Genomic DNA, 25,535 nt, shown 5'->3' on the forward strand with positions numbered 1-25,535 from the left:
GCGCCCTCACGGCAAATCGGCCAGGTCGAGCACGAACCGATAGCGGACATCGTTACGCCGCAACCGGTCGAACGCCTCGTTCACCCGAGCCGACGGCAGCACCTCGACGTCGGCGGTCACGCCGTGCTCGGCGCAGAACGCCAGCATCGCCGCGGTCGAAGGGCGGCCGCCGCTGCCGGCGGACGTGAGCTTCTTGCGTCCCACCAACAGGTCCATCGTCTGAACGGTCACCGGGCCGAGGTGGCCGACCTGGCTGAGCGTGCCGTCCATCGCGACGAGCCCCAGGTAGGGACCGAGGTCGTGCGGCACTGAAATCGTGTCGATGACGACGTCGAAGCGGTCGCGCGCGGCGGCCATCTCATCCTCGTCCGTGGAGACCACCACGTCCCCGGCCCCCAGCCGGCGGGCGTCGGCGGTCTTGGCCGCCGAGCGGCTGATGACCGCGGTCTCGGCGCCGAGTGCGACGGCGAACTTGACCGCGAGGTGCCCGAGCCCGCCCAGCCCGGCGACCGCGACCCGCGTGCCCGGCCCGACCCCGAGGCTGTGCAACGGTTCCCAGACGGTGATCCCGGCGCAGAGCAGCGGCGCCGCGCCCGCCGGGTCGAGGCCGTCCGGGAGGGGGTAGGCGAAGCGGTCACGGACGACGTATTCACGCGAGTACGCGCCCGCCGTCGTCGAGCCGTCGTGGCGGTCGGTGCCGCCGTAGGTCAGGGTCGGGAAGTCGCGGCAGAAGTTCTCCTGCCCGGCTTCGCACATCACGCACACCCCGCACGAGTCGACGATGTTGCCGACGGCGACCGGGTCGCCGGCCGCGAACGCCGTGACCGCCGGCCCGACCTCCGTCACCACGCCGGTGAACTCGTGGCCCGGCACGAGCAGGCCGCCGGTGTGGGCGCCGACGGAATGAAGATCGGTGTGGCAGACGCCGCAGTAGTCCACGCGAACCGCGATGTCGTCGCCGCGCAGGTCGCGCCGGTCGAGACGCACCTGTCGCAGCGTGTCCGCGTCGCTGTCCACTCCCCAGGCCGTGGTCGTCCTCATGCCGCTCCTTCAAACAGACTGTTCGGTCTATTCCACCGTAGCCACACCCGACCCGGAAAAGCAAACCGACTGTTCTGTTTGGTAAGCTGCCGCCATGGTCGACCGGCCCCTGACGTCCCGCGGCACCGCCACCCGCGACCGCATCCTCGAGGTGGCGACCCGCGAGTTCGCGGACCACGGCATCGCCGGAGCGCGCGTCGAGCGGATCGTGAGCACCGCGCGCACCAACAAGGCCCAGCTCTACGCCTACTTCGGCAGCAAAGACGGGCTCTTCGACGCCATCTTCTTCGCCTCGCTCGAGCGGATCATGAACGTCGTCCCGATCGACGCCACCGACCTCGCGGACTGGGCGGTGCGCCTCTACGACGAGTACCTGCGCCGCCCCGACCTGATCCGGCTGGCCACCTGGGCCCGCCTGGAACGCCGCCCGGCCGGCCACCTGGTCGCGGACGCCGACCGGGTCGACGACCACAAGCTGCGCGCGATCGCCGAGGCCCAGGCCGCCGGTCTGGTGCGCCCGGGCGACCCGTTCGACGTGATGGCGATGGTCATCGCGATGTCGATGGCGTGGTCGCCGGTCAGCAACGTCTACGCCGCGACCGCCGACGAGCCGGCCGACCACCACGACGGGCGCCGCGCGTGGTTGCGCGAGACCGTCCGGCGCGCGGTGATGACGGACTAGACCTCGATGTGCGACCCCATGATGACCGTGCGATCGCGGGGCAGGCCGAAGTACTCCGCGGCGTCGGCGGTGATGTACGACGTCGCGATGAACAACCGCTTGCGCCAGCCCGCCATCGTCGGCTGCTTGCCGCGTTGCAGCTCGATCTTCGACAGGAAGTACGACGCCTCGTCCAGCTGCAGCCGGCCTTCGGTGACCGCCGGGTCGAGGCGCGCCAGTGCGCCCGGGACGTCCGGGGTCTCCATGTAGCCGTAGCGGGCGGTGACGAAGATGATCCCGTCGTCCTTGTGCCCGAGATCCGCCACCGTCACGCGCTCTTCGGGCGGCACACGCGGGATCGGCTCGGTCTCGAGCGAGAGGATCACGACGTGCTCGTGGCGCACGTGGTTGTGCTCGGCGTTGGCACGCAGGGCCAGCGGCGCCGTCCGGTTGCCCCGGTTGAGGAACACGGCCGTGCCGGGGACGTGCCGGATCGGCAGGTCGCGGTCGCGCAGCTCCTCGACGAACTCCGTCAGCGAGCCTTCGTCCCGTTCGCGTTCGGCGGTGACGATCTGGCGGCCGCGCTGCCAGGTGGTCATGATCGTGAACGCGGTGAGCCCGATCAGCAGCGGCAGCCACGCGCCGTGCACGAGCTTGGTCAGGTTGGCGCCGACGAAGAGCAGGTCGACGGTCAGCAGCAGGGTCGCGCCGATGCCGATCAGCCAGCGCGGGGTCCCCCACTTCGACCCGGCGAGGTAGAAGAACAGCAGGGTGGTGATGGTGATCGTGCCGGTGACCGCCATGCCGAAGGCGAACGCCAGCGCCGTCGAGCTGCGGAAGGCGAACACGAGCGTCAGCACCGAAACCAGGAGGAGCCAGTTGATCCACGGGACGTAGATCTGGCCGCGTTCGGTCTCCGACGTGTGCGCGATCCGCAGCCGGGGCAGGTACCCGAGCTGGGCGGCCTGGGAGGCGACCGAGTACGCCCCGGTGATCACCGCCTGGGAGGCGATCACGGTCGCGGCGGTGGCCAGCACGACCATCGGCAGCCGGCCCCACTCCGGCACGAGCAGGAAGAACGGGCTGCTGATGTTCGCCTGGTCCTCGAGGATCAGCGCGCCTTGGCCGAGGTAGCCGAGCGCGCAGGCGGGGAGCACCAGGAAGAGCCAGCCGCGGGTGATCGCCCGCCGGCCGAAGTGGCCCATGTCGGCGTACAGCGCTTCGGCGCCGGTGACCGCGAGCACGATGGCGGCGAGGGCGAAGAACGCGATGTCGAAGTGACCCACCAGGAACTCGAGCGCGTAGGTCGGCGAGAGCGCCTTGAGGATCGCCGGGTTCCCGGCGATCCCGGCGATGCCGCAGGCGCCGATCACGACGAACCAGGCGATCATCACCGGCCCGAACACCCGGCCGACCGCGGCGGTGCCGCGCCGCTGCACGAGGAACAGCCCGATGATGATGACGGCGGTGATCGGCACGATCCAGGCGTCGAGCCCGTCCGAAACGACTTTCAGCCCTTCGACCGCCGAGAGCACGGAGATCGCGGGGGTGATCATGCTGTCGCCGAAGAACAGCGCGGCGCCGAAGATGCCGACACCGGCCAGGACGACGGCGGCGCGCTTGCCGCGTTGCGCGCCCCAGCGCCGCAGCAGGGTGATGAGGGCCATGATGCCGCCCTCGCCGTTGTTGTCGGCGCGCATCGCGAGCAGCACGTAGATGACGGTCACGATGATCATGACCGACCAGAAGATCAGCGACACCACCCCGAAGACGTTCTGCGTGGTCACCGGCACCGGGTGCGGGTCGGCCGGGTTGAAGACGGTCTGCAGGGTGTAGATCGGGCTCGTGCCGATGTCGCCGAAGACGACCCCGAGCGCGCCGATCACCAGCCCCAGCCGCACCGTGTCCCGCACCGGCTTGGTTTCCGCGCGCACCGCTCCCCCTTCCACCCGACCCTACCGGTCCACTGTGGCCGGACCGGGGCAGCTCCGGCTCGAAAGAGCGGGCTTCGAGGAAGAATTGACGAAATTTTTGCGCCGTCCGGGTGAAGCGGCCGGGCGCCCGTTAGTGCCCCAGCAGGCGCGCGCTCTCCTCGGCGCGGCGCAACGCCGTCAGCAGCGCGGCCCGGCCGGTGTGGTCGATGTCCTCGGTCAGGGCGTCCGTCGCGGCTTCGCCGCCCAGGCGGAGCTTGTCGACCAGGCCCCGGTGCACCGCCGCCAGGCTCGCGGCGTCGAAGTCCGGCCGGACGAACGTGAGCAGCAGCCGCACTTCGTCCTCGCAGCGGCGGTAGCCGTCCAGGACGTGCTGGTTGCCGGCGGCCGCGACGATCGCCCGGTGGATCGCGCTGTGCACGCCGGTCAGCTCCCGCCACGACGGCCGCGGGGTGCGCTCGGCCAGCGCTTCGAGCCGCTCGACCTCGGTGACCACCGGGGTCAGGTCCGCGCCCGCGGCCAGCGCCAGGCGCAACGCGCCGAGCTCGAGGACCTTGCGGTAGTCGAAGACCTCGTCGATGCGGGCCTTCGTCAGCGGAGCGACAACCGCGCCGCGGTGGCGTTCGTGGGCCACCAGGCCGCGCTCGACCAGCAGCCGCAGCGCCGAGCGGACCGTGTGCCTGCCGACGTCGAAGCGCTCCGCCAGGTCCTCCTCGCGGAAGCGGGTGCCGACCGGGTGCGCCCCGTCGAGCAGCTCGTCACGCACCGCCGCGGCGATCCGCTCCGGCGCGGCGGGCACCACCATGGCTCCCCCTCGTCTCGCTGATCGCGTCACAGTACACCGGCAGATTGTGTCACAATCTTCGTGTACGCTCTGCGGGACGGACCGACGGTGAGGGGCGCGCATGGAGATCGACGGAGTCCGGGTGCACGGCGAGTCCGGCCCGCCGGTCATCCTCCTGCCCGGCGGGGCCGAGGCCTGTGACGGCTTCTTCCCGGGCCTGGTCGAAGGACTCTCCACGCGGGTGGTCGTGCACGACCGCCCGGGCACCGGAACGTCCACTGTGGACGGATCACTGGCCGGTGCCGCGGCCCACCTCAGCTCGCTCGTCGACCGCCTCGGCCACGGCCCGGCCGTGCTGGTCGGGCAGAGCCTCGGCGGCGCCGTCGCGGTGCTGCTCGCCCGCGACCACCCGGACCAGGTCGCCGGGCTCGTCCTGCTCGACCCGACGCCGATCAACGACGCCCGCACCTGCGCGGGCCTGGAGCGCATGACGCGCGTGCTCGGGGCGCTCGCGGCCGTGCCCGGGCTGCGCCGGGTGCTGACCGCGGCCGTCCGCTCCGCCGCCCTGCGGACCGCGCGCGGACATGACCTGCGGCCCGACTGCGCGGAAGCGCTCGCCCGCACCGCCGAGCTCGACATCCCGACGCTGGCCCGCGCGGTCCGCGGCATCACCGAACTCTCCCGCGGGGTGAGGGAAGCCGACCTCCCGCACCTCCCGGCCGTGGTGGTGACCGCCGACCGCAAGCCGGACCACGCCGTCCGCCGCGCCCACGAACGGCTCGCCGCCGCGTTCGGCGGGGACCTGGTGAACTGGCCGGGCTCCACGCACAGCGTCCACCTCGACCACCCCGACGAGGTCCTCACCACGGTGCGGGAGCTGGTCACCCGCGTCGGTTCCGCGAGCTGAGCGCCCGATGCGGATCACCGACGAGGACTACCTCTGGTTCTGCGGGCGCGCCCTCGACGGGCTGGCCGCGATCCTCACCGAGCTCGGCGACGAACTCGCCAACCGGCGGCCACCGCTGCCGGGAGCGAACACGCCGTACGCGATCGTCACGCATTGCCTGGGAGTACTGGACTTCTGGGCCGGCGCGCTGGTCGCGGGACGCTCGGTGGAACGCGACCGCGAGGCCGAGTTCACGGCGTCGGGCCCGGTCGCCGGGCTGCTCGACCGGGTCGCCGCCGCGAAGGCGCAGCTCCCGCTGGACGTGGCCGCCGCTTCACCTGACGAACCGCTTCGCGGCCCGGTGCCGGTCAAGTACCGCGACACCCCGGCGGGCCGTTCCCAGGGCGGCGCGCTGCAGCACGTGTACGAGGAGCTGGCCCAGCACCACGGCCAGCTCGAGCTGACGCGGGATGTGCTCCTCGACCTCTGAGCGTCAGTCCCGGGGCCGCAGGCCGGCCACCAGGGTGTGCACCGTCCCGGCCACCACGGCGTCCGGCGAACGGTCGCCGATCAGGCCGCCGGTGACGACCGACGCGAGGCCCTGCAGGACGGCCAGCACGGCCATCGCGACCCGGTCGGGGTGGTCGGCGACGATCTCACCGCGTTCCCGCGCGCCGTCGATCAGGGCGGCCGGGGCCGCGAACGTCCGCTCGTTCGCCGCCCGCAGCTCCGGGCGGGCCGGGTTGTCCTTGTGCGCGAACACCAGCGCGAGCAACGCCGGACGCCGGGATGCGAACCCGACGTAGCTGCGGGCGAACGCCGTCAGCCGCTCTTCGAAGCCGCCCTGCGCCCGAGCCAGGCCGTCGTCCAGCTCGGCGCCGAGCCGCTCCAGCCCGCGCAACGCGAGCGCGTCCAGCAGCGCCCGCTTGTCGGCGAAGTGCTGCCGCGGCGCGCTGTGACTGACCCCCAGCTCCCGGGCCAGGCCGCGTAGTGACAACCCCTCGACGCCGCCGTCCTCCAGCGCGCGTTCCGCCAGGTCCAGCAGCTCGGAGCGCAGGTTGCCGTGGTGTCCGGACCACCGTCCTGCAAGCCGCCGGCGGTCTCCGGATCGAGCTGATCGCCCGCTCGGGTTCCGGGCGCGCGCAGACGTTCACCGACCCGATGGACGCCCTGCGCGCCCAGGGTTACGGCCATTGGGCCCTCGAAGTCGACGACCTCGAGACGACGTACGGCCACCTGACCGGCGCGGGCGCGCAAGCGGTGTGGCCGCCGGCCGACGCCGTCCAGCCGGGCGCGCGGTTCGGCTACGTCAAGGACCCGGAAGGCAACCTCATCGAGCTGGTCCAGCCTGCGCGGTAGGCGCCCCGGCTTCGGTGCGGAGGGCGGCGACCATCGTGCGGACCGGCGTGGTGCCGTCGACCGCGGGGCGGGTGGCGGCCAGGACGTGCCGGACGGGCTCGGCCGGGTGCGCCAGCCGCCGCACGACAACGCCGGTGTGGAGCACGCCGAGCGCCAGCGCGGGGATCAGGGCCAGCCCGAGCCCGGCGGCCACAAACCCTTGCGCTGGCCAGTATTCGTCGGCCTCGATCGCCCGGTGCGGCTCGAAGCCGGCCGTCTCGAAGGCCGCCGTGGTGGCCTCACGGCAGCAGCCGATCTCACACCTGATGTCGATCCACGGTTCGGCGGCGGTGTCGGCGAGCGTGACCGTGCGCTTGGCGGCGAGCCGGTGGCCGCGAGGCAGGACGATCCGGAACGGGTCGGCACACAGCCGGTGGTAGGTCAGCCCGCCGTCCGGCTCGGGGAAGTCGTGGGCTTCGATCACGGCCAGGTCCAGCTCACCCTGGCGCAGGAGCCCGAGCGCGTGCTCGGTTTCGGCGCTGCGCAGGCTGATCTCCAGGCCGGGCAGCCCGGCCCGGATCCGCGCGAGCGCGGGCGGCACGAGCTCCGCCCCGGCGGTGGCGAACGACGCGAGCCGCAGCACACCCAGCTCCCCCGCGGTCAACGCGGCGAGCGCCGCTTCGGCCTCGGCGAGCTGGTCCAGGAGGCCGCCGGCGTGCCGCGCGAGCAGCTCCCCGGCCGCGGTGGGCCGCACGCCTCGGCCCGCGGGCTCGAGCAACGCCGTGCCGGTCCGGCGTTCCAGCGCGGTGATGTGCTGGCTGATCGCCGACGGCGTGTAGCCGAGCCTCGCGGCCGCGCCGCGGACCGACCCCGTGGCCACCACGGCGTGCAGGGCCCGCAGGTGCCGCATGTCCAGCATGCGGGGAGCGTACAGCGTCACTTAACGGTCCGGTAGGAACATTCGCTTGTGCTGCACTGACCGGCACGCGACCGTGGGCGTCGGCGAGCAGAGCGCTCGCCGACGTGACGAACGGAGCTTCCGGGAATGCCCACGCAGCAGACGCTGATCGCGTTCGCGCTCGTCTCGGCGGGCATCGTGCTCGTGCCGGGCCCGTCGAACTTCTTCCTGCTCGCACAGGGCGTCGGGCACGGCCGCCGGGCCGCGCTGGCCGCCGCCGCGGGGATCGAAACGGCGTCGCTCGTCCGGGTCCTGCTGGCCGCGACCGGCCTGTCCGCGCTGGTGGCGACATCTACGGTGGCGTTCGACGTCGTCCGCTGGGCCGGCGCCGGTTACCTGGTGGTGCTCGGCGTCCAGGCCTGGCGCGCGGGCCCGCCCACCGCGTCCGGCGCGGCGGTCGCCGGGTCGATCGGCCGAGGGCTGGTCGTCGGGCTGGCGAACCCCAAGATGCTGGTCTTCTTCCTGGCGTTCCTGCCGCAGTTCATCCACCCGGACCGCGGTTCGGCGGCGGGCCAGATCCTGGTCCTGGGCGCGGTGTTCTGGGTCCTCGGAGCGGCCTGGGACCTGGCGTTCGCGTGCGCGTCGGGCGCGATCGGCGGGTGGCTGCGCCGCCGGCCGCGGATCGGCGCCGCGCAACCCCGGTTCGAGGGCTTGGCCTACTTCGGCTTGGCCGGCTGGGCGGTGCTCACCGGTTCCCCGGCGCGCTGAGACTCCGGCAGGGCGAAGAGGGTGTGCTGGCCGGGGTCGTCGGGCTCACCGCCGAGGCGCAGGCACTTGCGGCAGCTGACCGGGCCGTGGGTCGGGGTGATCTCCCCCGCCGCGCCGACTCCCGACCAGCCCTGGTGACACGCGGGCGCCGGCAGGGTCAGCTCGTCCAGCCAGGGCACCCACGCGACCCGGTGGGCGATGCCCGACCGGCCGATGTGCAGGCGCATGCCGGTGAACAGGCGGTGCTGCGCGGCCGCGAACCGCTCCGGGTCGACCCGGGTGACCGGGAACAGCGGGATCGGTTCGCTCACCCCTCCAGTATGCGTGCGCGGTGGCCGGCCGGTCGGGGGGCGTGCCGCCCGGCCACCGCAACACCCGACATGAGGGCTCCCCGCCGCCGAAATGACGGCCGGGTGCCCGCATTCACCGGACCGGGTGACGGTACTCGAGCCAGTCGAGGTTGATCCGGCCCGTGTCCCCTGGCGCGTACGAGAGCGTGACCACCGGGTCCCGGCCGCTCAGGGGCAGGTCGCCGACGGTCACCGTGCCCCAGGTGTCCCAGCTGTCGGACACCTTCGGGAAGCTCACCTGCCGCACGGGCCGCCCGTCGACCGACAGCGTCATCGTGCGTGCGTCGCCGTTGGCGTTCGCGTACCGCAGGGTCAGCGCGCCGGACTCCGGACCGGCCGACGCGCGGTGCAGCGTGAACGACGACGCCGCGCCCTCGGCCCAGAGCCCGTCGACGAACGCCCGCCCGGAGTAGCCCGTGTGGTTGTCGTTCGTCTTCACCCCGCCGGTGTTTCGGGCGTCTTCGGCTTCGAGGTGGGCCGGTGCGGGGCAGCCGGCGACGGTGCCCGCGGTGTCGGCGCAGCGGTCGCTCGCGTCGGGCACCTGGTCGCCGTCGCGGTCACCGCCGGCCGCGCCGGTGAGGGTGATCTCGACGGTGTGCGCGCCCTTGAGCGTTGCCGGGATCTCAGCGTGGGACGGCCGGCCGTCGAGGGTCACCGAGCGGATCCTGGTGCCCGCGCCGCGCAGGGTGATCGTCAGGTCGGCGTCGCGGTAACGCAGGTTCCGCAGCGTGACGTCGCCCCAGCCCGCGGGCAGGTCCGGTGCGAGCGTCAGGCCGTGGTCGGTGAACGTCAGGCCGAACAGCCCGCTGTGGATCATGTCGAGGAACGCCGTCGCCGACCAGGTCTGGTCGGGTTGGGAGCCCCAGTGGAACTTCACCGTGTCGCCGAGGCGCTGCCAGCCGCCGTCCACTACCCCCGTGGTGCCGTTGTAGATCTCCCAGAAGCCGCTGTTGTTGTTCGCGAGTTTCGCCAGGCGTGCTGTTTCCGATGCGAAGGAGCTCTGGTCGCCTTGTTTGGCCAGTGCTTTTGCCCATAGGCCTTGGACCAGTGGCCAGACGATCGCGTTGTGCCGGCCGGGTTGCGTGTCGGAGTAGCGGTCCCAGTTCGGGTATGTGTCGGGGATGCCCCAGGGCATTTCCCGGGTGTGCGTGAGGATCGACCGCGTCTGGGTGGGGTCTGCTACGCCGAAGAGGATCGCGAAGGACAGTCCGGTGCCCTCCTGGTAGGCGCCTCGGGTGCCGTCCGCCAGCAGCTGGTAGTCGTACAGGCCGGTGGTGCGGTTCCAGAAGTTGCGGTTGATGGCGGTCTTCAGTGCTGCCGCCTTGGTCCGGTAGGCGGAGGCTTCGCTCCGCTGTCCCAGCTGGTCGGCCATGTTTGCCGCGTTCACGTATGCCGCGTAGTAGACCTCGTTCGTGCTCAGGTACATGCCGGTTGCTACTCCCGGCCAGGGCATGCTGCCGGTGCTCACCGACTCGGTCGCGTCTGCGGGCGGTGCGGGGTAGCCCGCGATTCCGTCGTTGAAGAACGATGCTCCGGTGAACAGGCCGTACTTCGGGTTGAACCCCGCTGTGGTGGCGTGTTCTCGGATGGTGAGAGTGTTGCCTGCGGTGCGGTAGGCGTTGTTGAGGAACTCGCGGTTGCCGGTGACCAGGTAGTGGTTCCAGGCTGCCGTTACCCAGATGACCTGGTCCCACTGTTGGTCGTCCTGTTGGACCTGGAGGGCGCCGGTGGTGTCCTTGTCCACTACCGCCCAGAGGGTGTTCTGGGCCGTCGGTGGGGACAGGAGGCTTGTTGCGTTCCAGCTGTTGATCGATGCGTCTCGGGTCCACGGCTGGTTGTATCCGCCGCCTGCTCGGATGATGCCGGCTGTGGGGTCCAGTAGGCCGGATTTGTTGTACGTGGCGTTGTAGGCCATCGTGTTCGTGGTCAGGAGGTTGTTCAGGGCGGTGTTGTATGCCGTTGCGAACAGCGTTTGGCTGTTGGGGTTCGTGAACTCCAGGGACGGTGTGGTGGGCTCCGCTTTCGCTGGCGCCGCGGCGATTACCGTCGTGGACAAGGCTAGGAGGACGAGCGCTATTCGTCGACTCATGCCGAGGGCCTCTCCCGGCTCCGGGAGGCTTCCGGGGCCGGAGATCATTGCACCATGGGGTTCTGGGTGTTGTCGGGATTCTGTCCGGTTCTGTCAGTGGTTCCTTGTTCGGTGGCTGCACCCCGAAGCTGGGGTGGGGGTGGGTGCTTCCCGGGTTTTGTTGGTTCCTCGCGTCTTCTCTTACTTCTGGACGATGATCACGTGCAGGGTTCTGGGGCCATGGACGCCTTCCACCCTCGTCAGCTCTATGTCGCTCGTTGCGCTTGGGCCGCTGATCCAGGTCTGGGGGCGTCCTGGGTCCAGTGCCGCTATCGCCTGCGGAACTCCTGGCACTATTCGGTCCTCCTCCAGTACGCACACATGCACGTCTGGGAGCAGGGTCAATGCTCGTCTGCCCTGGCCTGGGCCGTGGTCCAGCACCAACGTTCCTGTTGTTGCTATGCCCAACGTTGCCGTGGTTACGACCGCGTCGACCGTGTCCAGGTCGGTGGTGCCCTCTACCTTGATCGGGAAACCCTCGGGCACCAACACCTTGCTTGCCGGGCCCAGTGCCGTGCGGATTGCCTTCGGGAGTTCGGGCGTTGTGCAGCGGGTCACCGTTGCGCGGTAGTCCGCTACCCGCTCGGCGAACAGGTTCACCATGTCCGGCGTCGTGGTCGATCGGTAGGCGCGCGGGACCGGGGTTTCCGTGCGGTCCGCTTCTCGTAGTGCTCCGCGGACCGCGGCCAGGATTTCCTCGCGTGCGTTCACGATCGGCCTCCCCTTCGCCACCACGAGCGGAACGACTCCTTGGGTGGTGCGGGCAGATCGCGGGCGTTGGTCCACAGGGAGCCCGGCCACGGGAGGCGGCCCACGGCTCGGCGGCCACCCGGGAGCACTCGGCGTCCGAAGCGGGTCAGGAACGAGTGTGCGATGCCCAGGCCGCGTTCGGCTCTGGTCAGACGTCGGGCGTCCGACAGCAGCCATGCCGCCGACTTCATCGCCACCGCCTCGGGTTTCGGGACGCCTTCGCGGTGGGCGTCGACCACCTTTGCGCGCAGATGGACCAGGACCTCGGGGATGTCGATGCGGACCGGGCACGCCTCGAAGCACGCGCCGCAGAGGCTTGACGCGTACGGGAGGGAATCCGTCTGGTCGTCGACGCCGACTCCCTTGAGCAGCGGGTTGAGGATTGCTCCGATCGGGCCCGGGTAGACCGATCCGTACGCGTGGCCGCCCGTGCGTTCGTACACCGGGCAGACGTTCAGGCACGCCGAACAGCGGATGCAGCGCAGGGCCTGGCGGCCCACCTCGTCGGCCAGGGCTCGGGTGCGGCCGTTGTCCAGCAGCACCACGTGCATCTCCTGGGGGCCGTCGCCCGGTGTTATCCCTGACCACGTTGATGTGTACGGGTTCATCCGCTCGCCCGTGCTCGACCTCGGGAGCAGCTGGAGGAACACGTCGAGGTCCGCCCACGTCGGCACCAGCTTCTCGATGCCGACCACCGAGACCAGCACCTCCGGCAGCGTCAGGCACATGCGGCCGTTGCCCTCGGACTCGACGACCACGAGCGTTCCGGTCTCGGCCACCGCGAAGTTCGCGCCGGACACCGCCATGCGGGCCCGGAGGAACTTCTCCCTCAGGTGCAGCCTCGCCGCCGCGGCCAGGTCTGCTGGGTCGTCCGACAAATCAGCCGGCGCGGGGCGGCCCGCGCCGGCCATGCCGCGGCGGAAGATTTCGCGGATCTCCGCTCGGTTGCGGTGGATCGCCGGGACCAGGATGTGGCTCGGGAGGTCGTCGCCGAGCTGGACGATCAGCTCCGCCAGGTCGGTCTCCCACGCCGTCACGCCTTGGCCGGCGAGCGCCTCGTTGAGGCCGATCTCCTGGGTGGCCATCGACTTGACCTTCACAACCTCGTCGACGCCGTGGGTGTGCGCGATCTTCGCGACGATCTCGCACGCCTCCGCCGCGTCGCGCGCCCAGTGCACCGTCGCGCCGCGGGCCTGCAGGGACTCCTCCAGCTTCAGCAGGTGCTCGTCGAGGCGGCGCAGCGTGTTGTCCTTGATCGCCGCGCCGGCCAGGCGCAGCTCCTCCCACTCTTCGACCTCACCGACGACCGCCGCGCGCTTGGCGCGGATCGTGCCGGTGGCGTGGGCGAGGTTGCGGCGCAGCTGGGTGTCGGCAAGCGCCTTCCGCGCCGCTTCGGGAAACGCGGGCATGCCGACGAACGTGGCGCTCACGCGTCCTCCTCGGTCGAGGCGAGCACGTCGGCCAGGTGCATCACCCGGACGCCGCCGCGTTCGCGCGAGAGCAGGCCGCCGATGTGCAGCAGGCACGAGTTGTCCCCCGCCACCAGCACTTCGGCGCCGGTGGCGCGGACGTGGCGGGCCTTGTCCGCGCCCATCGCCGTCGACGTCTCGGCGTTCTTCACCGCGAACGTGCCGCCGAAACCGCAGCACTCGTCGGCCGCGGGCAGCTCGACGAGGTCCAGGCCGCGCACCTTCCGCAGCAGCCGCAGGGGTTTGTCGCCGACGCCGAGCATCCGCAGCGAGTGGCAGGTCGGGTGGTAGGTGACGCGGTGCGGGAAGTAGGCGTTGACGTCGGTGACCCCGAGGACGTCGACGAGGAACTCACTCAGCTCGTAGACCCGCGGCCCGGCCGAGGCCAGCCGCTCGTCACCGGCACGGCGCGCGACGATCGAATGCTGGTGGCGCACCGAACCGGCGCACGAGCCGGACGGCGTGACGATCGTGTCGTACCCCTCGAAGGCGTCGACGAAGGTCCGCACCACCGGCACGGCTTCGTCGAGGTAGCCGGTGTTGACCATCGGCTGGGCACAACAGGTCTGCGCGGCGGGGAAGTCGGCGTCGACCCCGAGCCGGCGCAGCAGCCGGAAGACCGCCTTGCCGGTGTCCGGGAAGAGGGCGTCGTTGACGCACGTGACCAGCACGGCGACCTTCACGGCGCCTCCTCGTGATTGAAAGGTTTCACAACCTGGGCGGACCGAAAGTACCCCGCCGGGCACATCTGGTCAATTCTCGCTAAATCGTTTCAATATATCCTGCTCACAGCACCGCGAGCCGGTCCAAGAGACGCTCGGCCTGCTTGACCTCCGCACTGAGCGGGTGGTCCTCCGGGATGTGCGGAAGGCCCCCATCGGCAAGGCGGAACGCCTCCCGCAACGGCGTGTCGGGCAACGACGTCCCCGCCAGGCGCAACGCCCGCACCGCGCCGAGCAGCTCGCACGCCAGCACCGTCCGGTACGCCGCCGTGGCGGCGACCGTGCTGCGGACCGCGTGCGTCGAGAAGCTCGCGTGGTCCTCCAGCCCGCGGGAGATCACCGCGGTGCCGAGGGTGACCGGGGAGGCCGCGTGGCGCAGCGTTCCCAGCGCGTCGTGCGCGACGTACTCCAGGATCATGATCCCCGAGCTGCCCGCCGGCCCCTCGGCGAGGAACGGCGGCAGGCCGCTCAGGTCCGGCTCCACCAGGTCGCCGAGCCGGGCGGTGGACAGCTCCGCGACGTGGTGCAATGCCGCCCGGAGCTGGTCGAAGGCCAGCGCCACGTGGGCTGTCGAAAACTGGCCGTGGTGGTACGCCTGCTCGGTCTCGACGTCGATCAGCGGGTTCTCCGCGGCGGCGTTGATGTCGATGGCCAGCACCCGCTCGACCGCGGCCGCGGCGTCCAGTGCCGGGCCTTGCACCTGCGGGAACGCACGCAGCCCGAACGGGTCCTGCAGCCGCCGTCCCTCCGCGACGCCCGTCAGCAGGCGGCGCAGTTCCGCCGCGCACCGGACGGCCCCGGGGTGCGGGCGCGCGGCGTGCACGCGCTCCGAATACGCCTCGGCCGAACCGCCGAGTGCGCAGAACGTCAACGCCGTGACGACGTGGCTCGCCGCCAGCAGCCGGCTCAGGTCGTGCCAGGCGAGCACCGCCTCGCCGAGCGTGGCGGCGTTGCTGGAGATGAACGCGAGCGCGTCGCCCGGGCTGATCGCGACCGGGTCCAGGTCACCCGCCGCCCACGGGAGCTCCCCCGCCAGCGTCAGGGCGATCTCGGCGAGCTGGGCGAGGTCGCCGGTGCCGATCGCGCCGCGCGAGTGGACGTGCGGGAGCGCGCCGACGCGCAACGCCGTCTGCAGCACCTCCAGCAGCCGGGGGTGCACGCCGCTGCCACCGGCGGCGAGCTGGTTGAGGCGGATCGCCATCACCGCGCGCACGGCGTCGTCGGGCAGCGGCTCGCCGGTGCCGCCCGCGTGGCTGCGCAGCAGGCGCAGGCCGTGGTGGTCGGCGGACTCCGGGTCGACGACGGTGTGCCGGTTGGCGCCGACGCCGGTCGTGCGGCCGTACACCGCGCGCTTCGCGCCCAGCTCCACGGCCAGCTGGTAGCTCGACTCCGCCTGCTTCACCGCGTCGGCGCCGAGCTCGGTCGACGCGCTGCGCCGGGCCACGCGCACGACGTCGGCGCACCGGAGGCCGGCGCCGGTGATCTCGATGCGGTTGGTGTCGGTCATCGCCACCTCTCTTGACAAGTTTTCATTCATTCTTAAGGTGGCATGAAACTACTCATTCACACAAGGAGACCCGGGTGCCCCGGTCGCTGCACGAGCTGCTCACCGCCCACCGGCTGACCCCGGCGCAGCGGCGCATCGCCAGCTACCTCGCCGACCACGCGGCCGAGGCCGTGGCGCTCACCAGCGCCGAGCTCGCCGAGTACGCGCAGGTCAGCCAGCCGTCGGTCACCCGGTTCGTCGCGCTCCTCGGGTTCGACGGGTACGCCGGGTTCCGCCGCTACCTGCGGGAGGCCTCGGCCGAGCCCGCGCCCGAGCCGGGCGGCAACAAGTTCCAGGAGGCCATCGACGCCGACCTGCGCACCCTCGCGGCGTTGCGGGCCCAGCTGGCCGACGACACGCGGCTGCGCGCCATCGCCGCGGGGCTGATGGACTCGGACCCGCTCGCCGTGGCGGGCTACCGCGTCTCCTCGGCGCAGGCGGCGTCCTTCGCCTACCTGGCCAGGAAGATCCACCCGGACGTCCGGCTGCTGACCGACTCCGGCAGCGTGTTCGGCGACTCCCTGCGCCACGCCCACCGGTGCGGCGCGCGGTCCCTCGTTCTGGTCGCGCTCCCCCGCTACCCGCGGGAGAGCCTGGCCGCGCTCGACGACGCCCGCACGCTGGGCCTGCGCACCCTCCTGATCACGGACCGGCCCGTCACGGCGCTCACCCCGCACGCCGACGACGTGCTGAGCGCGGGTGTCGCGTCGGAGTTCGTGTTCGACTCCCACGCCGCGGTCGTCTCGCTGACCGTGGCGCTGGTCGAGGCGATGGCCGACGCGGCCGGCGCCACGGCCCGGCAACGACTGGAAGGCTTCGAAGACTATGCCGCAGAGCACGACCTCTTCGTCCCCGAGTGAGGTCACGGCGTTCGACGACGTCCCCCTCAACCGGTTCCACCTGCGCATCACGGCGTTGACGTTCTGCGCCAACTACTCCGACGGCTACGAGCTGGGCATCATCAGCATCGCCCTGCCCGTGATCGCCTCGCGGCTCGGTTTCGGCACGGTGTGGGAGGGCCTGCTCGGCGCGTCGGCGCTGATCGGGATCTTCCTCGGCAGTGTGCTCGTGGGCTGGGCGGCGGACAAGATCGGCCGGCAGCGGCTGTACACTTTGGACTTCCTGCTGATCGCCGTCGCCTCGGCGGCGGAGTTCTTCGTCCAGGACCCAGTGCAGCTGTTCGTCCTGCGGCTGTTGATCGGGATAGGCATCGGCGCGGACTACGCGCTCGGGCCGACGCTCGTCGCCGAGTTCGTGCCGCGCAAGTACCGCGGCGGGCTCTTGGCTTCGCTGACGGTGTTGTGGACCGTCGGGTACGTCGCGGCGTTCTTCCTGGGCAACTACCTGGTCTCGCTCAGCGACGACTCGTGGCGGTGGCTGCTGGCGACCAGCTGTGTGCCCGCGATCGCCGTGGTGCTGCTGCGCATCGGCGTCCCGGAGTCACCTCGGTGGTTGCTCACGCAGGGCCGCCTCGAGCAGGCCCGCGCCGTCGTGCGCCGGCTGCGTGGCGACGAAGCGGCGTTCGACCAGCTCGTGGCCACCCACCGCCCGGAGCGGCGCGCGAAGTACCGCGAGCTGTTCGGCCCGAAGTACCGGCGCGCCACGGCGTTCGGCGCGATCTTCTACAACGCCCAGGTGATCCCGTACTTCGCGATCTACACGTTCCTGCCGCTGGTGCTGCTCAAGATCGGCATCGGCGAGGAGGACACGACCAGCGACGGCCTGCTCAACCTGTTCCTCCTGCTGGGCAGCCTCGGCGGGCTGTGGCTGGTGGCGAAGATGAGCCGCCGCGGCCTTACCATCTGGTCGTTCGTGGTGCTCATCGTGTCGATGGCCCCGATGGCCGTCTGGCCGGACGCCCCGACGGCGCTGCTGTTCCCGCTGTTCCTGGTCTTCACCTTCACCATGTCGGCGGCGGTGAACCTCGACCAGGTGTACCCGCCGGAGCTGTTCCCGACGGACCTGCGCAGCTCGGGCGTGGGCCTGCTGAACGGCTTGAGCCGCATCGGCTCGGCCATCGGCACGTTCCTGCTCCCGCTGGCCCTGGACGGGATCGGGTTCTCCCCGACGATGCTGATCCTGACGCTCGTGCTGGTCGTGGGTCTGGTGGTGTCGGTGAAGTGGGCGCCGGAGACGAAGAACTCCATGCTGGACTGAGGGTTACGCGGCCGCCTCGCGCTGCCGCCGGTGCGCCGCCATCCGGACCGGCGAGTTCGCGGCGCCGTCACCGGCGTACCCGCCGATCCGCTGCACGACTTGGAAGAAGACGCGGCCGCCGAGGACGACCGTGAAGAAGTGCAGCAGCTCGCCGTGTTCGTCGCGGTCGTAGAGCACGGACTGCTGTCGCAGCGCGGCGAGCAGCTCGGGATCGGGGGCCAGGCGCGCGTCGAGGTCGTCGTAGTAATTCCCGGGAATGTCCAGCAGCGGCGCCCCGAGCTCGCGCATCCGGCGGGCGCTCGCCAGCGCGTCACCGGTGGTCACCGCGACGCGCTGCGGCTCGCGCACGCCGGGCGCCCAGTCGCCGCGGCGGAGCAGGGCCGCTTCGAGCGCGATGCGGACGCGGCCGGAGGTGTCGGTCACGGTGCGGCTGCGCACCAGCCCGAACGGCGCGGCGAACTCCGTCACCGGCTCGGGTGCAAGTCCGAGGACCGCGCGGTAGAAGAGCGCGGCCTCGTCGAAGTGGTCGAAGGGCTGGGTCAGGGCGAGGTGGTCGATCCCGGTCACGCCGGCGCCCGGGCCCGGCGTCTCGGTCACCGTGAAGTCGCCCAGCCAGCCGGTTTTGCCGGCGGTGCGGCAGAAGAAGAGCGACGTCCCGTCCGGGGCGGCGATCGCCGCCAGGTCCGCCTCGTCCGCGCGGTGGCTGCGCGGCAGGATCGGGGCGAGCAGCCGCTGGGCCCGGCGGGCCGAGGCGACCGGGTCCGCGCTCTCGACGGCGACCGCGCCGACCGACGCGCCCGCGGCCCCGGAGCCGTTGAGCAGGATCCGCGCGTCACCCTGCTGCCACAGCCGGACGGGCTTGGACCGATGCGCGCCCGTCTCGGTGAAACCCATTCCCTGCAACGCTTTCGCGAGTTCGGGCTCGGCGGTGTCGTCGACGGCCAGCTCGACGAAGGCGTGCCCGGCGAGCGCCGGAGCGGGCGGCAGGTCGGTGACACCGAGGGTTTCCTGCAGCGCCAGCAGCGACCGCATGGCGTCGACGGCCGCCGGCGCCGGGTCGGCCTGGCGGAAGACGTCGTTGAACACCTCGAGCGACAGCGGCCCGGAGTAGCCGGCCGCGAGCACGTGCCCGGTGAAGGCGGTCAGGTCGAACGCGCCCTGGCCGGGGAAGAGCCGGTGGTGCCGGCTCCACTGCAGGACGTCCATCTGCAGCCGCGGCGCGTCGGCCAGCTGCAGGAAGAACAGCTTGTCGCCGGGAATCGTGCGGATCGCGGCCGGGTCGCTGCCGCGCGAGAGGATGTGGAAGCTGTCCAGGCACAGCCCGAGCGCGGGGTGCGCGGCGCGGCGCACGATGCGCCACGAGTGTTCGTAGGTGTTGACGAACCGGCCCCAGGCGAGGGCCTCGTAGGCGATCCGGATCCCGCGGGCGGCGGCGTGCTCGGCGAGCAGGTGGAGCTGCTCGGCGGCGAGATCGTCGTCGTCGACCGCGTCCGGTGACACCGACGAGCACACCAGCATGGTGTCGGCGCCGAGCTCGGCCATGACGTCGAACTTCAGCTCGGCGCGCCGGAGGTTCTGGCGCAGCACGGCGGGCGGGACGGCTTCGAAGTCGCGGAAGGGCTGGTAGAGGTCGATCGAGAGACCCAGCTCGGCGCAGTGGTCCCGGATCTCCTTGACCGACCACGACGAGGCGACGAGGTCGTTTTCGAAGATCTCGACACCGTCGAACCCGGCGCGGGCGGCCGCGGTCAGCTTGTCTTCGAGGGTGCCGGAGAGGCAGACGGTGGCGATCGAACGGCGCGGCTCAGTCGAGGACATCGGCGGGCTGCCTTTCGGGAGTTCCGGTGAGGGCGCCGAGGTGACGCAGCATCCGCGCGGCATCGGGTTCGGCGCCGGTGAAGAGGGTGAAGGCCTCGGCGGCCTGGAAGACGGCCATCCGGCCGCCGTCGAGCACCCGGGCCCCGAGCGCGCGGGCGGTGCGGACGAGCTCGGTTTCGAGGGGGCGGTAGACGACCTCGGCGATCCAGAGGTCGGGGCGGAGCAGGGAGGAGGGGAAAGGGAGACCGGGGTGGGCGGCCATGCCGGTGGGGGTGGCGTGCACCAGCCCGTCGGCGGCGGTGATCGCGGTCGCGAAGTCCATGGTCGAGATCGCGCCCGCTCCCGCGGACACCCGGTCCGGGCCGAAGCGGCCTGCGGGCGCGAGATCCGCTGCCGCAGAACCCGTTCCCCCACCGCCGATCACCAGCCCCGCCCCCGCGGACACCCGATCCACCCCGAACCGACCGGCGAGCGCAACCGCCAGTTCCGCAGCCCGCTCACCGTCCAGGTCGAACACCCGTACATGCCCGGCTCCGGCCGTCAGCAGGCCGTAAGCCACCGCCGCACCGGCGCCACCCGCGCCGAGCACCACCACCGACTCCAACGCCACCCCCGGCAACCCCACCCGGAGCCCACGAGCGAAACCCGACCAGTCCGTGTTGTGGCCGATCGCCCGGCCGTCGCGGAAGACGACCGTGTTCACCGCCGCCAGGGCGGCCGCGTCCGGGGACAGCTCGTCCAACGACTCCAGCACCACCTGCTTGCAGGGATGCGTGATGTTGAGCCCGCGGTACCCCGCGTCGCGCGCCGCGGCCACCAGGGAACCCACCGCCGTGGCCGGGACCGCGTGCTCGTCGAGGTCGAACCTCGGGTACACCAGATCCAGCCCCAGCCGGCGGGCCTCCGTTTCGTGCAGCGGTGGGCTCAGCGACGGCCCGATGCCCGTGCCGATCAGGCCCGTGAGCACCGTGGCCGGCGTTGCGCGGGCCGCCTGGGCGTGGATCGCCTCGATCGCCGAAGACAAAGACACCGACCCTCCCTTAATGTACGAACCAGTACGTTACCTCACGTGGCTCCCGCCGTGAAGAGCTCGGACGTCCTAGAGTGGGCACGACCAGCCGAAGCGAGGAAGGACGCCCGTGGCAGCACCATCGTCGGAAGAGGTGGCGAAGCGCACCCGCGACGCGGACCGCACCCGCGCCGAGATCCTCGACACCGCCGCCCGCGAGTTCGCCGAAAAGGGCTTCGACGGCGCGCGGGTGGACGAGATCGCCGCGAAGACCCGGACCACCAAGCGGATGATCTACTACTACTTCACCAACAAGGACCAGCTCTTCGTCGAGGTGCTCGAACGCGCCTACACCGTCATCCGGTCGCTCGAGCAGCACCTCGACGTCGACCACCTCGACCCCGCCGAGGCGATCCGGCAGCTCGCCGGGCTCACCTTCGACCACCACGAGTCCCACCCCGACTTCGTGCGGCTGGTCAGCATCGAGAACATCCACCGCGCCGAGCACATCGCCCGCTCGACCGCGCTGTCCAACCTGGCCAACCCGGCGCTCGACGTGCTCACCCGCATCCTCGCCCGCGGCCGCGAAGCCGGGCAGTTCCGCGAAGACGTCGACGCGCTCGACGTCCACATGGCCATCAGCGCGTTCTGCGTGTTCCGCACCGCGAACCGCTACACCTTCAACGCCATCTTCGGGCGCGACATGCTGGACCCGGCGCACCGCGACCACCACCGGCGCATGGTCGCCGACCTGCTCGTCAGCTACCTGACGACGCGCTGAGCCGCACGATCCGGTCCGCCACCAGCGGGTACCGGCTCAGCACCCCGGGGTCGTGGCCCGGCACGACGATGCCGGAGCCGGCCAGTTCGCGGACGCGGTCGAAGGCGGCGTACACGCCGGGCATCGAATGCAGCAGCGGCGCCGGGCGGTCGTCTTCGAGGTTCTCATGGAAGTGGGCGGCGTCCGAAGCCAGCACGACCGGGCCGCCCGCCGTCTCGACCCGGACGACCTGCATCCCGGCTGTGTGCCCGCCGACGAGGTGGACGCTCAACCCAGGCACCACTTCGGCGTCGCCGTCGACCGGGTCGGCGCACAGGTCCTCGAGCGCCACTTCGTCGAGCAACCACCGCTCCCGCGCGATCCGCTTCGCCCACGGGCCGGTCCAGTAGTCCACTTCGGACTGCTGGACCACGCACCGCGCATCCGGGAAGTCGGCGACCGTGCCGCAGTGGTCGTAGTGCAGGTGCGTGAGGACGACGATGTCCGGGGCCGCCCCGAGCCCGGCGAGCAGCCGGCCGGGCTCGACGTAGTCCAGCCCGGGGACTTCCCGCGCCCGCGCCGCCCGGATGCCCGCATCGATGAGCACCGTGTGCTCCGGCGACACCGCCAGCCAGACGTAGTAGGCGGTCGGGTGGGGTTCCGCGGAATTCCCGTCGTAGCCCAGGAAGTGCTCTCCGCGGAACCCGTTCCGCCTGCCGTAGCAGAGCGCGTAGACCTCGAACTCGCTCACTGCGGGACGCTGACCTCGTTCCGGACTGGGTCCTTGCGGCCCAGCTGCGCGGTCGGCACCCGGTAGGTCTCCCGTCCGGTGGCCACGGCGATCACGTTGACCAGGCACAGCGCCGCGGTGAAGACGGCGACACCCAGCCACGCGCCCCGGCCGGTCCCCGCCACGCCGACGGCGATCGTCGGCAGGAAACCGCTGATCGCGAACCCGATTTGGGTGCCGATCGCGGTGCCCGACAGGCGCACCCGCGCCGGGAACATCTCGCCGTAGAACGACGGCCACACGGCGCTCGTCGCGGTGTAGACGATGCCGAACATCCCGATGCCGACCACGAAGATCCACAGGTAGCTGCCGGAGGCGATCGCGCCGAGGTACGGGAAGATCAGGATCGCGCAGCCCAGCGATCCGGCGACGAAGATCCGCTTGCGCCCGACGCGGTCGGAGAACTTGGCCCACAACGGGATCGTGACCACGGCGGCGACGTTGGCCAGCACGCCGACCCACAGCATCGGCGTCCGGCTCAGGCCCACGGTGTTCACCGCGTAGCTGAGCGCGTAGACGGTGAAGATCGTGCTGACCGAGGCGATCAGCGCCGCCACGACGACGCGCAGGACGTCGGCCCAGTGGTCGCGCAGCAGCACGGCCAGCGGCATCTTGGCGACTTCGCCGCTCGCGACCTCCTGCTGGAACACCGGGGTTTCCTCCAGCGAACGGCGGATGTAGTACCCGACCAGCACCACGACGGCGCTGAGCCAGAACGGCACCCGCCAGCCCCAGGACAGCAGCGCGTCCTGCGGCAGCGCGGCGACCGGCAGGAACACCGCCGTCGCGATGATCTGCCCGGCCTGCGTGCCGCTGAGGGTGAAGCTCGTGTAGTACGCGCGCCGGTGTTCCGGGGAGTGCTCGAGGCTCATCGAGTTGGCGCTGGCCTGCTCACCCCCGGCGGAGAGGCCCTGCAGCAACCGCAGCAGGACCAGCAGGATCGGCGCGGCGACCCCGACGGTGCCGTACCCGGGCAGGCAGCCGACGAGCACCGTGGACAGCCCCATCAGCAGGAGCGTGGCCAGCAGGACCCGCTTGCGGCCGAACTTGTCACCGAGGTGCCCCAGCAGCAGCGCGCCGAGCGGGCGGGACACGTACCCGACCCCGAAGGTTGACAACGCCAGCAGCGTGCCGGTCGCCGGGGACGAGGCCGGGAAGAAGATCTTGTTGAAGACCAGCGCGGCCGCCGTGCCGTAGATGAAGAAGTCGTAGTACTCGAGCGCGCTGCCGATCCAGGCGGCCAGTGCCGCTTTGGCCGGCCGGCCCACGGGCGGGGCGGTGCCGTTCGGACGATCGGTCACGTCAGTCTCCTCCGTGGGTGCGCCGTCGCAGTCCAGGTAACTAACCAGTCCGGTATGAACCGTACGGTTAATTAGAGAGATTGAACGGCGCCCGCGGAGTTGTCAAGGGCGAGTTGCGCCTGGTGATCGACCTCAGCCGGTGGTCAGCGACGGCGGCGGGGTCGCCGCGCCCCACGCCCGGTCCGGCGTCGCGCTCATGCGAAGAACCAGCTCACCACCGCGGACCACCTCGTCGTGCGTGAGCCACGCACGGTGCAACGGCTTGCCGTTCAACGTCGCCGCCGAGACATACACGCGGTCCGGCGCGTTCCCGATTGCGCGCACCGTGAAGGTCCTCCCCCGCCCCGTCGCCAGGCGGACGCGGTCGAAGACCGGGCTGCCGAGCACGTACACCCCGCTCGCCGGGGAAACCGGGTAGAAGCCCGCCGCCGCGAGGACGTACCAGGCCGACATCTGCCCGGCGTCGTCGTTGCCGGCCAGCCCCGTCGGGCCCGTGCGGTAAGCGTTTTCGCAGACGTACCGGGACCACTTCTGCGTCAGCCACGGCGCGCCCGCGTGGGTGAACATGAACGGCATCTGCTGCACGGGTTCGTTGCTGTGGTTGTAGTTCTCGTTCCACTTCATCATCTGCTCGGGCGGCGTCCGCTCGAAGATGCCGTTCAGCCGCGCGACGAACGCCGCGCGCCCGCCGGCCAGGCCGATGAGCCCGCCGACGTCGTGCGGCACGAACCAGCCCTGCTGCTCGGGGTTGCTCTCGATGCAGCCGTCGGTGTCGCCCATCCAGGTGCCGTCGGCGTTGCGGCCGCGGAACCAGCCGGCCTCCGGTTTGAAGAGGTGCCGGTAGTTCTGCGACGACGCATACAGCCGGGCAGCGTCGTCATGCTTGCCGAGCGCTTCCGCGAACCGCGCGAGCGCGTAGTCCGTGTACGCGTTTTCGAGCGTCGCCGAGAGGCTGTAGGTGACGCAGTAGCCGAGCGTGGACCAGTTCCCGAAGTCCGTGCGGTTCGAGCGCGCCGCGGGGCCGAGCGCCACTTCGCGGCAGAAGCGGTAGGCCTTCTCGACGTCGAAACCGCGCAGCCCCTTGAGGTAGGCCTCGGCGATCACGTTCACCGCGGCGTCGCCGAGCATGGTGTCGGTGTCCTTGCCGAGCAGCTCCCAGCGCGCCAGGCCGCGCACGTGCCCGGCGTCGGTGAGCGAGACCAGCGACGCGATCGTCTCCTCGACCACGGCCGGGTTGACGATGGTGAGCAACGGGAACTGCGCGCGGAAGACGTCCCAGCCGCTGAACAACGTGCGGTGCGTGACGCCGTCTCGCACCGGCGCGGTGTCGCCGACGCGGTGGCGGCCGTCGACGTCGCCGAACAGCCGCGGGTCGATCATCGAGTGGTAGAGCGCGGTTTCGAAGATCTGCCGCTGCTGCGCCGTGCCGCCTTCGACGACGACCTTGTCCAGCGCCTGCGCCCACGTGCGCCGCGCGCCGGCCGCGGCGGCGTCGAAGCCCCAGCCCGGCAGGTCGTGCCGGAGGTTCCGCCGCGCGCCGTCGAGGTCGACGAACGAGACGCCCGCCTTGACCGGCACCTGCTGACCGGCGTGGACGGGGAACTCGGCGAAGAACCCCAGCGCGGTCCCGTCGCGCTCGGTCAGGTCCGTGCGGACGTCGGCGCCGTCCCAGGTACCGAAGACGGCGACCGGCTGCGCGAACTTCAGCACGAAGTACACCGTGTAGGCGGGGCTTTGGGCGCCGCAGCCCCAGCCGCCGCCGGTGTGGTCGCAGCGCAGCCACCCTTCGACGGTCGTCGGGTCGGCCTGCCGGACGTGCTGCGCGATCGAATGCGAGCCGTCGGGCCCGATGCGGCGGGTCAGGTCGACCTTGACCCGGCCGGTCCCGGCGTCGTGGAAGGTGAACCGCAGGAGCCCGGCGCGCTCGGTGGCGGTCAGCTCGGCGCGGACGCGGTAGCGGTCCAGCTCGACGGCGTAGTACCCGGCGCGCGCGACCTCGGTTTCCTTGCGGTACGGGCTCTTCGCCTCGTCGCGGCCGGTCACCAGCGGGCCGGTCTGCGGCAGGACCTGGAGGTTGCCGAGGTCGCCGTAACAGCCGACGCCGGACAGGTGGAGGAAGCTGAACCCCTCGATGGTGGTCATCTCGGCGGAGTAACCGCTGCCGTTGTCCCCGCCGGACACGGTGTCCGGGCTCAGCTGCACCAGGCCGAACGGCGCGACCGCGCCCGGGAACGTCTTCCCGCACGCCGTGTCGGCCGCCGTGGTGACCGCCCCGATCATCGGATCGATCTCGCTGACCGAGGCGGGACGGCCTCCGGTTCCGACGAGCGCCGCGGCCGCCGTCCCCGGCACGGCGGTCGCGGCGAGCACCCCGCCCGCACCGGCCAGAAACCCGCGCCTGGAAAGAGAACCCGGCTGCTCCGCCATG

General features: G+C 71.5%; 24 protein-coding genes. 8 read left to right on the top strand and 16 right to left on the bottom strand.

Annotated features, from left to right (window positions below; translation table 11 throughout):
• Window positions 1–6: 6 nt before the first annotated feature.
• Window positions 7–1,041, bottom strand: coding sequence for an NAD(P)-dependent alcohol dehydrogenase (locus ACZ63E_RS05430; RefSeq protein ID WP_465334533.1), 1,035 nt, complete (start codon window positions 1,039–1,041; stop codon window positions 7–9).
• A 94-nt stretch (window positions 1,042–1,135) separates the two neighbouring features.
• On the opposite strand from ACZ63E_RS05430, the gene ACZ63E_RS05435 reads away from it, so the two are divergent.
• The gene (locus ACZ63E_RS05435) at window positions 1,136–1,723 is read left to right on the top strand and encodes a TetR/AcrR family transcriptional regulator (RefSeq protein WP_465334535.1); all 588 of its coding nucleotides are present in this window, start codon (window positions 1,136–1,138) and stop codon (window positions 1,721–1,723) included.
• Here the strand turns inward: ACZ63E_RS05435 and ACZ63E_RS05440 are convergent.
• Together ACZ63E_RS05440 and ACZ63E_RS05445 are read right to left on the bottom strand one after the other, a co-directional pair.
• A complete protein-coding gene (locus ACZ63E_RS05440; protein WP_465334537.1) occupies window positions 1,720–3,636 on the bottom strand; it encodes a potassium transporter Kup in 1,917 nt (638 codons plus the stop codon). The genes ACZ63E_RS05435 and ACZ63E_RS05440 overlap by 4 nt on opposite strands.
• 130 nt (window positions 3,637–3,766) lie before the next feature.
• Complete coding sequence (locus ACZ63E_RS05445; protein WP_465334539.1) at window positions 3,767–4,438, bottom strand: GntR family transcriptional regulator; 672 nt, start codon at window positions 4,436–4,438, stop codon at window positions 3,767–3,769.
• A 100-nt stretch (window positions 4,439–4,538) separates the two neighbouring features.
• Here ACZ63E_RS05445 and ACZ63E_RS05450 point away from each other — a divergent pair, with 100 nt between their 5' ends.
• Window positions 4,539–5,324, top strand: a complete 786-nt coding sequence (locus tag ACZ63E_RS05450) for an alpha/beta fold hydrolase (protein WP_465334540.1) — start codon at window positions 4,539–4,541, stop codon at window positions 5,322–5,324.
• Window positions 5,325–5,331: 7 nt separating this feature from the next.
• Entirely contained in the window at window positions 5,332–5,793 is a 462-nt protein-coding gene (locus ACZ63E_RS05455) for a mycothiol transferase (protein WP_465334543.1), read from the top strand.
• Window positions 5,794–5,796: 3 nt separating this feature from the next.
• On the opposite strand, the gene ACZ63E_RS05460 is transcribed toward ACZ63E_RS05455, so the two are convergent.
• Window positions 5,797–6,360 (bottom strand): TetR/AcrR family transcriptional regulator, encoded by a 564-nt coding sequence (locus ACZ63E_RS05460; RefSeq protein WP_465335495.1) that lies wholly within the window; start codon window positions 6,358–6,360, stop codon window positions 5,797–5,799.
• Between ACZ63E_RS05460 and ACZ63E_RS05465 the strand changes: the two genes are divergently transcribed.
• Window positions 6,294–6,662 carry a VOC family protein gene (locus ACZ63E_RS05465; RefSeq protein WP_465334545.1) on the top strand — a complete coding sequence of 123 codons (369 nt, stop codon included), beginning with the start codon at window positions 6,294–6,296 and terminating at the stop codon, window positions 6,660–6,662. The genes ACZ63E_RS05460 and ACZ63E_RS05465 overlap by 67 nt on opposite strands.
• Here ACZ63E_RS05465 and ACZ63E_RS05470 read toward each other — a convergent pair.
• Entirely contained in the window at window positions 6,634–7,560 is a 927-nt protein-coding gene (locus ACZ63E_RS05470; RefSeq protein ID WP_465334547.1) for a LysR family transcriptional regulator, read from the bottom strand. The genes ACZ63E_RS05465 and ACZ63E_RS05470 overlap by 29 nt on opposite strands.
• Before the next feature lie 126 nt (window positions 7,561–7,686).
• Here ACZ63E_RS05470 and ACZ63E_RS05475 point away from each other — a divergent pair, with 126 nt between their 5' ends.
• Window positions 7,687–8,307, top strand: coding sequence for a LysE family translocator (locus ACZ63E_RS05475; protein ID WP_465334549.1), 621 nt, complete (start codon window positions 7,687–7,689; stop codon window positions 8,305–8,307).
• Here ACZ63E_RS05475 and ACZ63E_RS05480 read toward each other — a convergent pair.
• The 6 genes from ACZ63E_RS05480 to ACZ63E_RS05505 all read right to left on the bottom strand — a co-directional run bounded on the left by ACZ63E_RS05480 (window position 8,256) and on the right by ACZ63E_RS05505 (window position 15,233).
• Window positions 8,256–8,618, bottom strand: a complete 363-nt coding sequence (locus ACZ63E_RS05480) for a hypothetical protein (RefSeq protein WP_465334551.1) — start codon at window positions 8,616–8,618, stop codon at window positions 8,256–8,258. The two genes, ACZ63E_RS05475 and ACZ63E_RS05480, sit on opposite strands and share 52 nt — an antisense overlap.
• Before the next feature lie 112 nt (window positions 8,619–8,730).
• Window positions 8,731–10,713, bottom strand: coding sequence for an MGH1-like glycoside hydrolase domain-containing protein (locus ACZ63E_RS05485; RefSeq protein WP_465334553.1), 1,983 nt, complete (start codon window positions 10,711–10,713; stop codon window positions 8,731–8,733).
• 213 nt (window positions 10,714–10,926) lie between these two features.
• Window positions 10,927–11,496 carry a LutC/YkgG family protein gene (locus tag ACZ63E_RS05490; protein ID WP_465334555.1) on the bottom strand — a complete coding sequence of 190 codons (570 nt, stop codon included), beginning with the start codon at window positions 11,494–11,496 and terminating at the stop codon, window positions 10,927–10,929.
• Entirely contained in the window at window positions 11,493–12,944 is a 1,452-nt protein-coding gene (locus ACZ63E_RS05495; RefSeq protein ID WP_465335496.1) for a lactate utilization protein B, read from the bottom strand. The genes ACZ63E_RS05490 and ACZ63E_RS05495 overlap by 4 nt, the downstream gene beginning before the upstream one ends.
• A 17-nt stretch (window positions 12,945–12,961) precedes the next feature.
• Window positions 12,962–13,687, bottom strand: coding sequence for a (Fe-S)-binding protein (locus tag ACZ63E_RS05500; protein ID WP_465334557.1), 726 nt, complete (start codon window positions 13,685–13,687; stop codon window positions 12,962–12,964).
• A 103-nt stretch (window positions 13,688–13,790) separates the two neighbouring features.
• Entirely contained in the window at window positions 13,791–15,233 is a 1,443-nt protein-coding gene (locus ACZ63E_RS05505) for an aromatic amino acid ammonia-lyase (protein WP_465334559.1), read from the bottom strand.
• Between the two features lie 74 nt (window positions 15,234–15,307).
• Here ACZ63E_RS05505 and ACZ63E_RS05510 point away from each other — a divergent pair, with 74 nt between their 5' ends.
• Window positions 15,308–16,132, top strand: a complete 825-nt coding sequence (locus tag ACZ63E_RS05510; RefSeq protein ID WP_465334561.1) for a MurR/RpiR family transcriptional regulator — start codon at window positions 15,308–15,310, stop codon at window positions 16,130–16,132.
• On the top strand, window positions 16,098–17,429 hold the full coding sequence (locus ACZ63E_RS05515; protein ID WP_465313381.1) for an MFS transporter: 1,332 nt from the start codon (window positions 16,098–16,100) through the stop codon (window positions 17,427–17,429). The genes ACZ63E_RS05510 and ACZ63E_RS05515 overlap by 35 nt, the downstream gene beginning before the upstream one ends.
• Before the next feature lie 3 nt (window positions 17,430–17,432).
• Here ACZ63E_RS05515 and ACZ63E_RS05520 read toward each other — a convergent pair whose 3' ends face one another.
• Window positions 17,433–19,247, bottom strand: coding sequence for a bifunctional sugar phosphate isomerase/epimerase/4-hydroxyphenylpyruvate dioxygenase family protein (locus ACZ63E_RS05520; protein ID WP_465334563.1), 1,815 nt, complete (start codon window positions 19,245–19,247; stop codon window positions 17,433–17,435).
• Window positions 19,234–20,271: a shikimate dehydrogenase gene (locus ACZ63E_RS05525; RefSeq protein WP_465335497.1), complete on the bottom strand. Its 1,038-nt coding sequence runs from the start codon at window positions 20,269–20,271 to the stop codon at window positions 19,234–19,236. Before ACZ63E_RS05525 ends, ACZ63E_RS05520 begins: the two co-directional genes overlap by 14 nt.
• Before the next feature lie 115 nt (window positions 20,272–20,386).
• Here ACZ63E_RS05525 and ACZ63E_RS05530 point away from each other — a divergent pair, with 115 nt between their 5' ends.
• Window positions 20,387–21,037, top strand: coding sequence for a TetR/AcrR family transcriptional regulator (locus ACZ63E_RS05530; protein WP_465313383.1), 651 nt, complete (start codon window positions 20,387–20,389; stop codon window positions 21,035–21,037).
• Here ACZ63E_RS05530 and ACZ63E_RS05535 read toward each other — a convergent pair.
• From ACZ63E_RS05535 to ACZ63E_RS05545, 3 genes are all read right to left on the bottom strand, one after another.
• Complete coding sequence (locus tag ACZ63E_RS05535; RefSeq protein WP_465334565.1) at window positions 21,015–21,767, bottom strand: N-acyl homoserine lactonase family protein; 753 nt, start codon at window positions 21,765–21,767, stop codon at window positions 21,015–21,017. The two genes, ACZ63E_RS05530 and ACZ63E_RS05535, sit on opposite strands and share 23 nt — an antisense overlap.
• Window positions 21,764–23,107, bottom strand: coding sequence for an MFS transporter (locus tag ACZ63E_RS05540; RefSeq protein ID WP_465334566.1), 1,344 nt, complete (start codon window positions 23,105–23,107; stop codon window positions 21,764–21,766). The genes ACZ63E_RS05535 and ACZ63E_RS05540 overlap by 4 nt, the downstream gene beginning before the upstream one ends.
• 132 nt (window positions 23,108–23,239) lie before the next feature.
• Window positions 23,240–25,534: a GH92 family glycosyl hydrolase gene (locus ACZ63E_RS05545; protein ID WP_465334567.1), complete on the bottom strand. Its 2,295-nt coding sequence runs from the start codon at window positions 25,532–25,534 to the stop codon at window positions 23,240–23,242.
• Between the last annotated feature and the right edge of the window lies 1 nt (window position 25,535).

It is taken from the genome of Amycolatopsis sp. NPDC104819 (genome assembly GCF_055583145.1).

Excerpts from the sequence above, each read along its gene's own strand:
- ACZ63E_RS05435 (WP_465334535.1), top strand. The coding sequence starts at position 1,136 with ATGGTCGACCGGCCCCTGACGTCCCGCGGCACCGCCACCCGCGACCGC.
- ACZ63E_RS05475 (WP_465334549.1), top strand. The coding sequence starts at position 7,687 with ATGCCCACGCAGCAGACGCTGATCGCGTTCGCGCTCGTCTCGGCGGGC.
- ACZ63E_RS05515 (WP_465313381.1), top strand. The coding sequence starts at position 16,098 with ATGCCGCAGAGCACGACCTCTTCGTCCCCGAGTGAGGTCACGGCGTTC.
- ACZ63E_RS05450 (WP_465334540.1), top strand. The coding sequence starts at position 4,539 with ATGGAGATCGACGGAGTCCGGGTGCACGGCGAGTCCGGCCCGCCGGTC.
- ACZ63E_RS05445 (WP_465334539.1), bottom strand. The coding sequence starts at position 4,438 with ATGGTGGTGCCCGCCGCGCCGGAGCGGATCGCCGCGGCGGTGCGTGAC.
- ACZ63E_RS05545 (WP_465334567.1), bottom strand. The coding sequence starts at position 25,534 with ATGGCGGAGCAGCCGGGTTCTCTTTCCAGGCGCGGGTTTCTGGCCGGT.
- ACZ63E_RS05505 (WP_465334559.1), bottom strand. The coding sequence starts at position 15,233 with ATGACCGACACCAACCGCATCGAGATCACCGGCGCCGGCCTCCGGTGC.
- ACZ63E_RS05455 (WP_465334543.1), top strand. The coding sequence starts at position 5,332 with ATGCGGATCACCGACGAGGACTACCTCTGGTTCTGCGGGCGCGCCCTC.
- ACZ63E_RS05470 (WP_465334547.1), bottom strand. The coding sequence starts at position 7,560 with ATGCTGGACATGCGGCACCTGCGGGCCCTGCACGCCGTGGTGGCCACG.
- ACZ63E_RS05430 (WP_465334533.1), bottom strand. The coding sequence starts at position 1,041 with ATGAGGACGACCACGGCCTGGGGAGTGGACAGCGACGCGGACACGCTG.
- ACZ63E_RS05520 (WP_465334563.1), bottom strand. The coding sequence starts at position 19,247 with ATGTCCTCGACTGAGCCGCGCCGTTCGATCGCCACCGTCTGCCTCTCC.
- ACZ63E_RS05495 (WP_465335496.1), bottom strand. The coding sequence starts at position 12,944 with ATGCCCGCGTTTCCCGAAGCGGCGCGGAAGGCGCTTGCCGACACCCAG.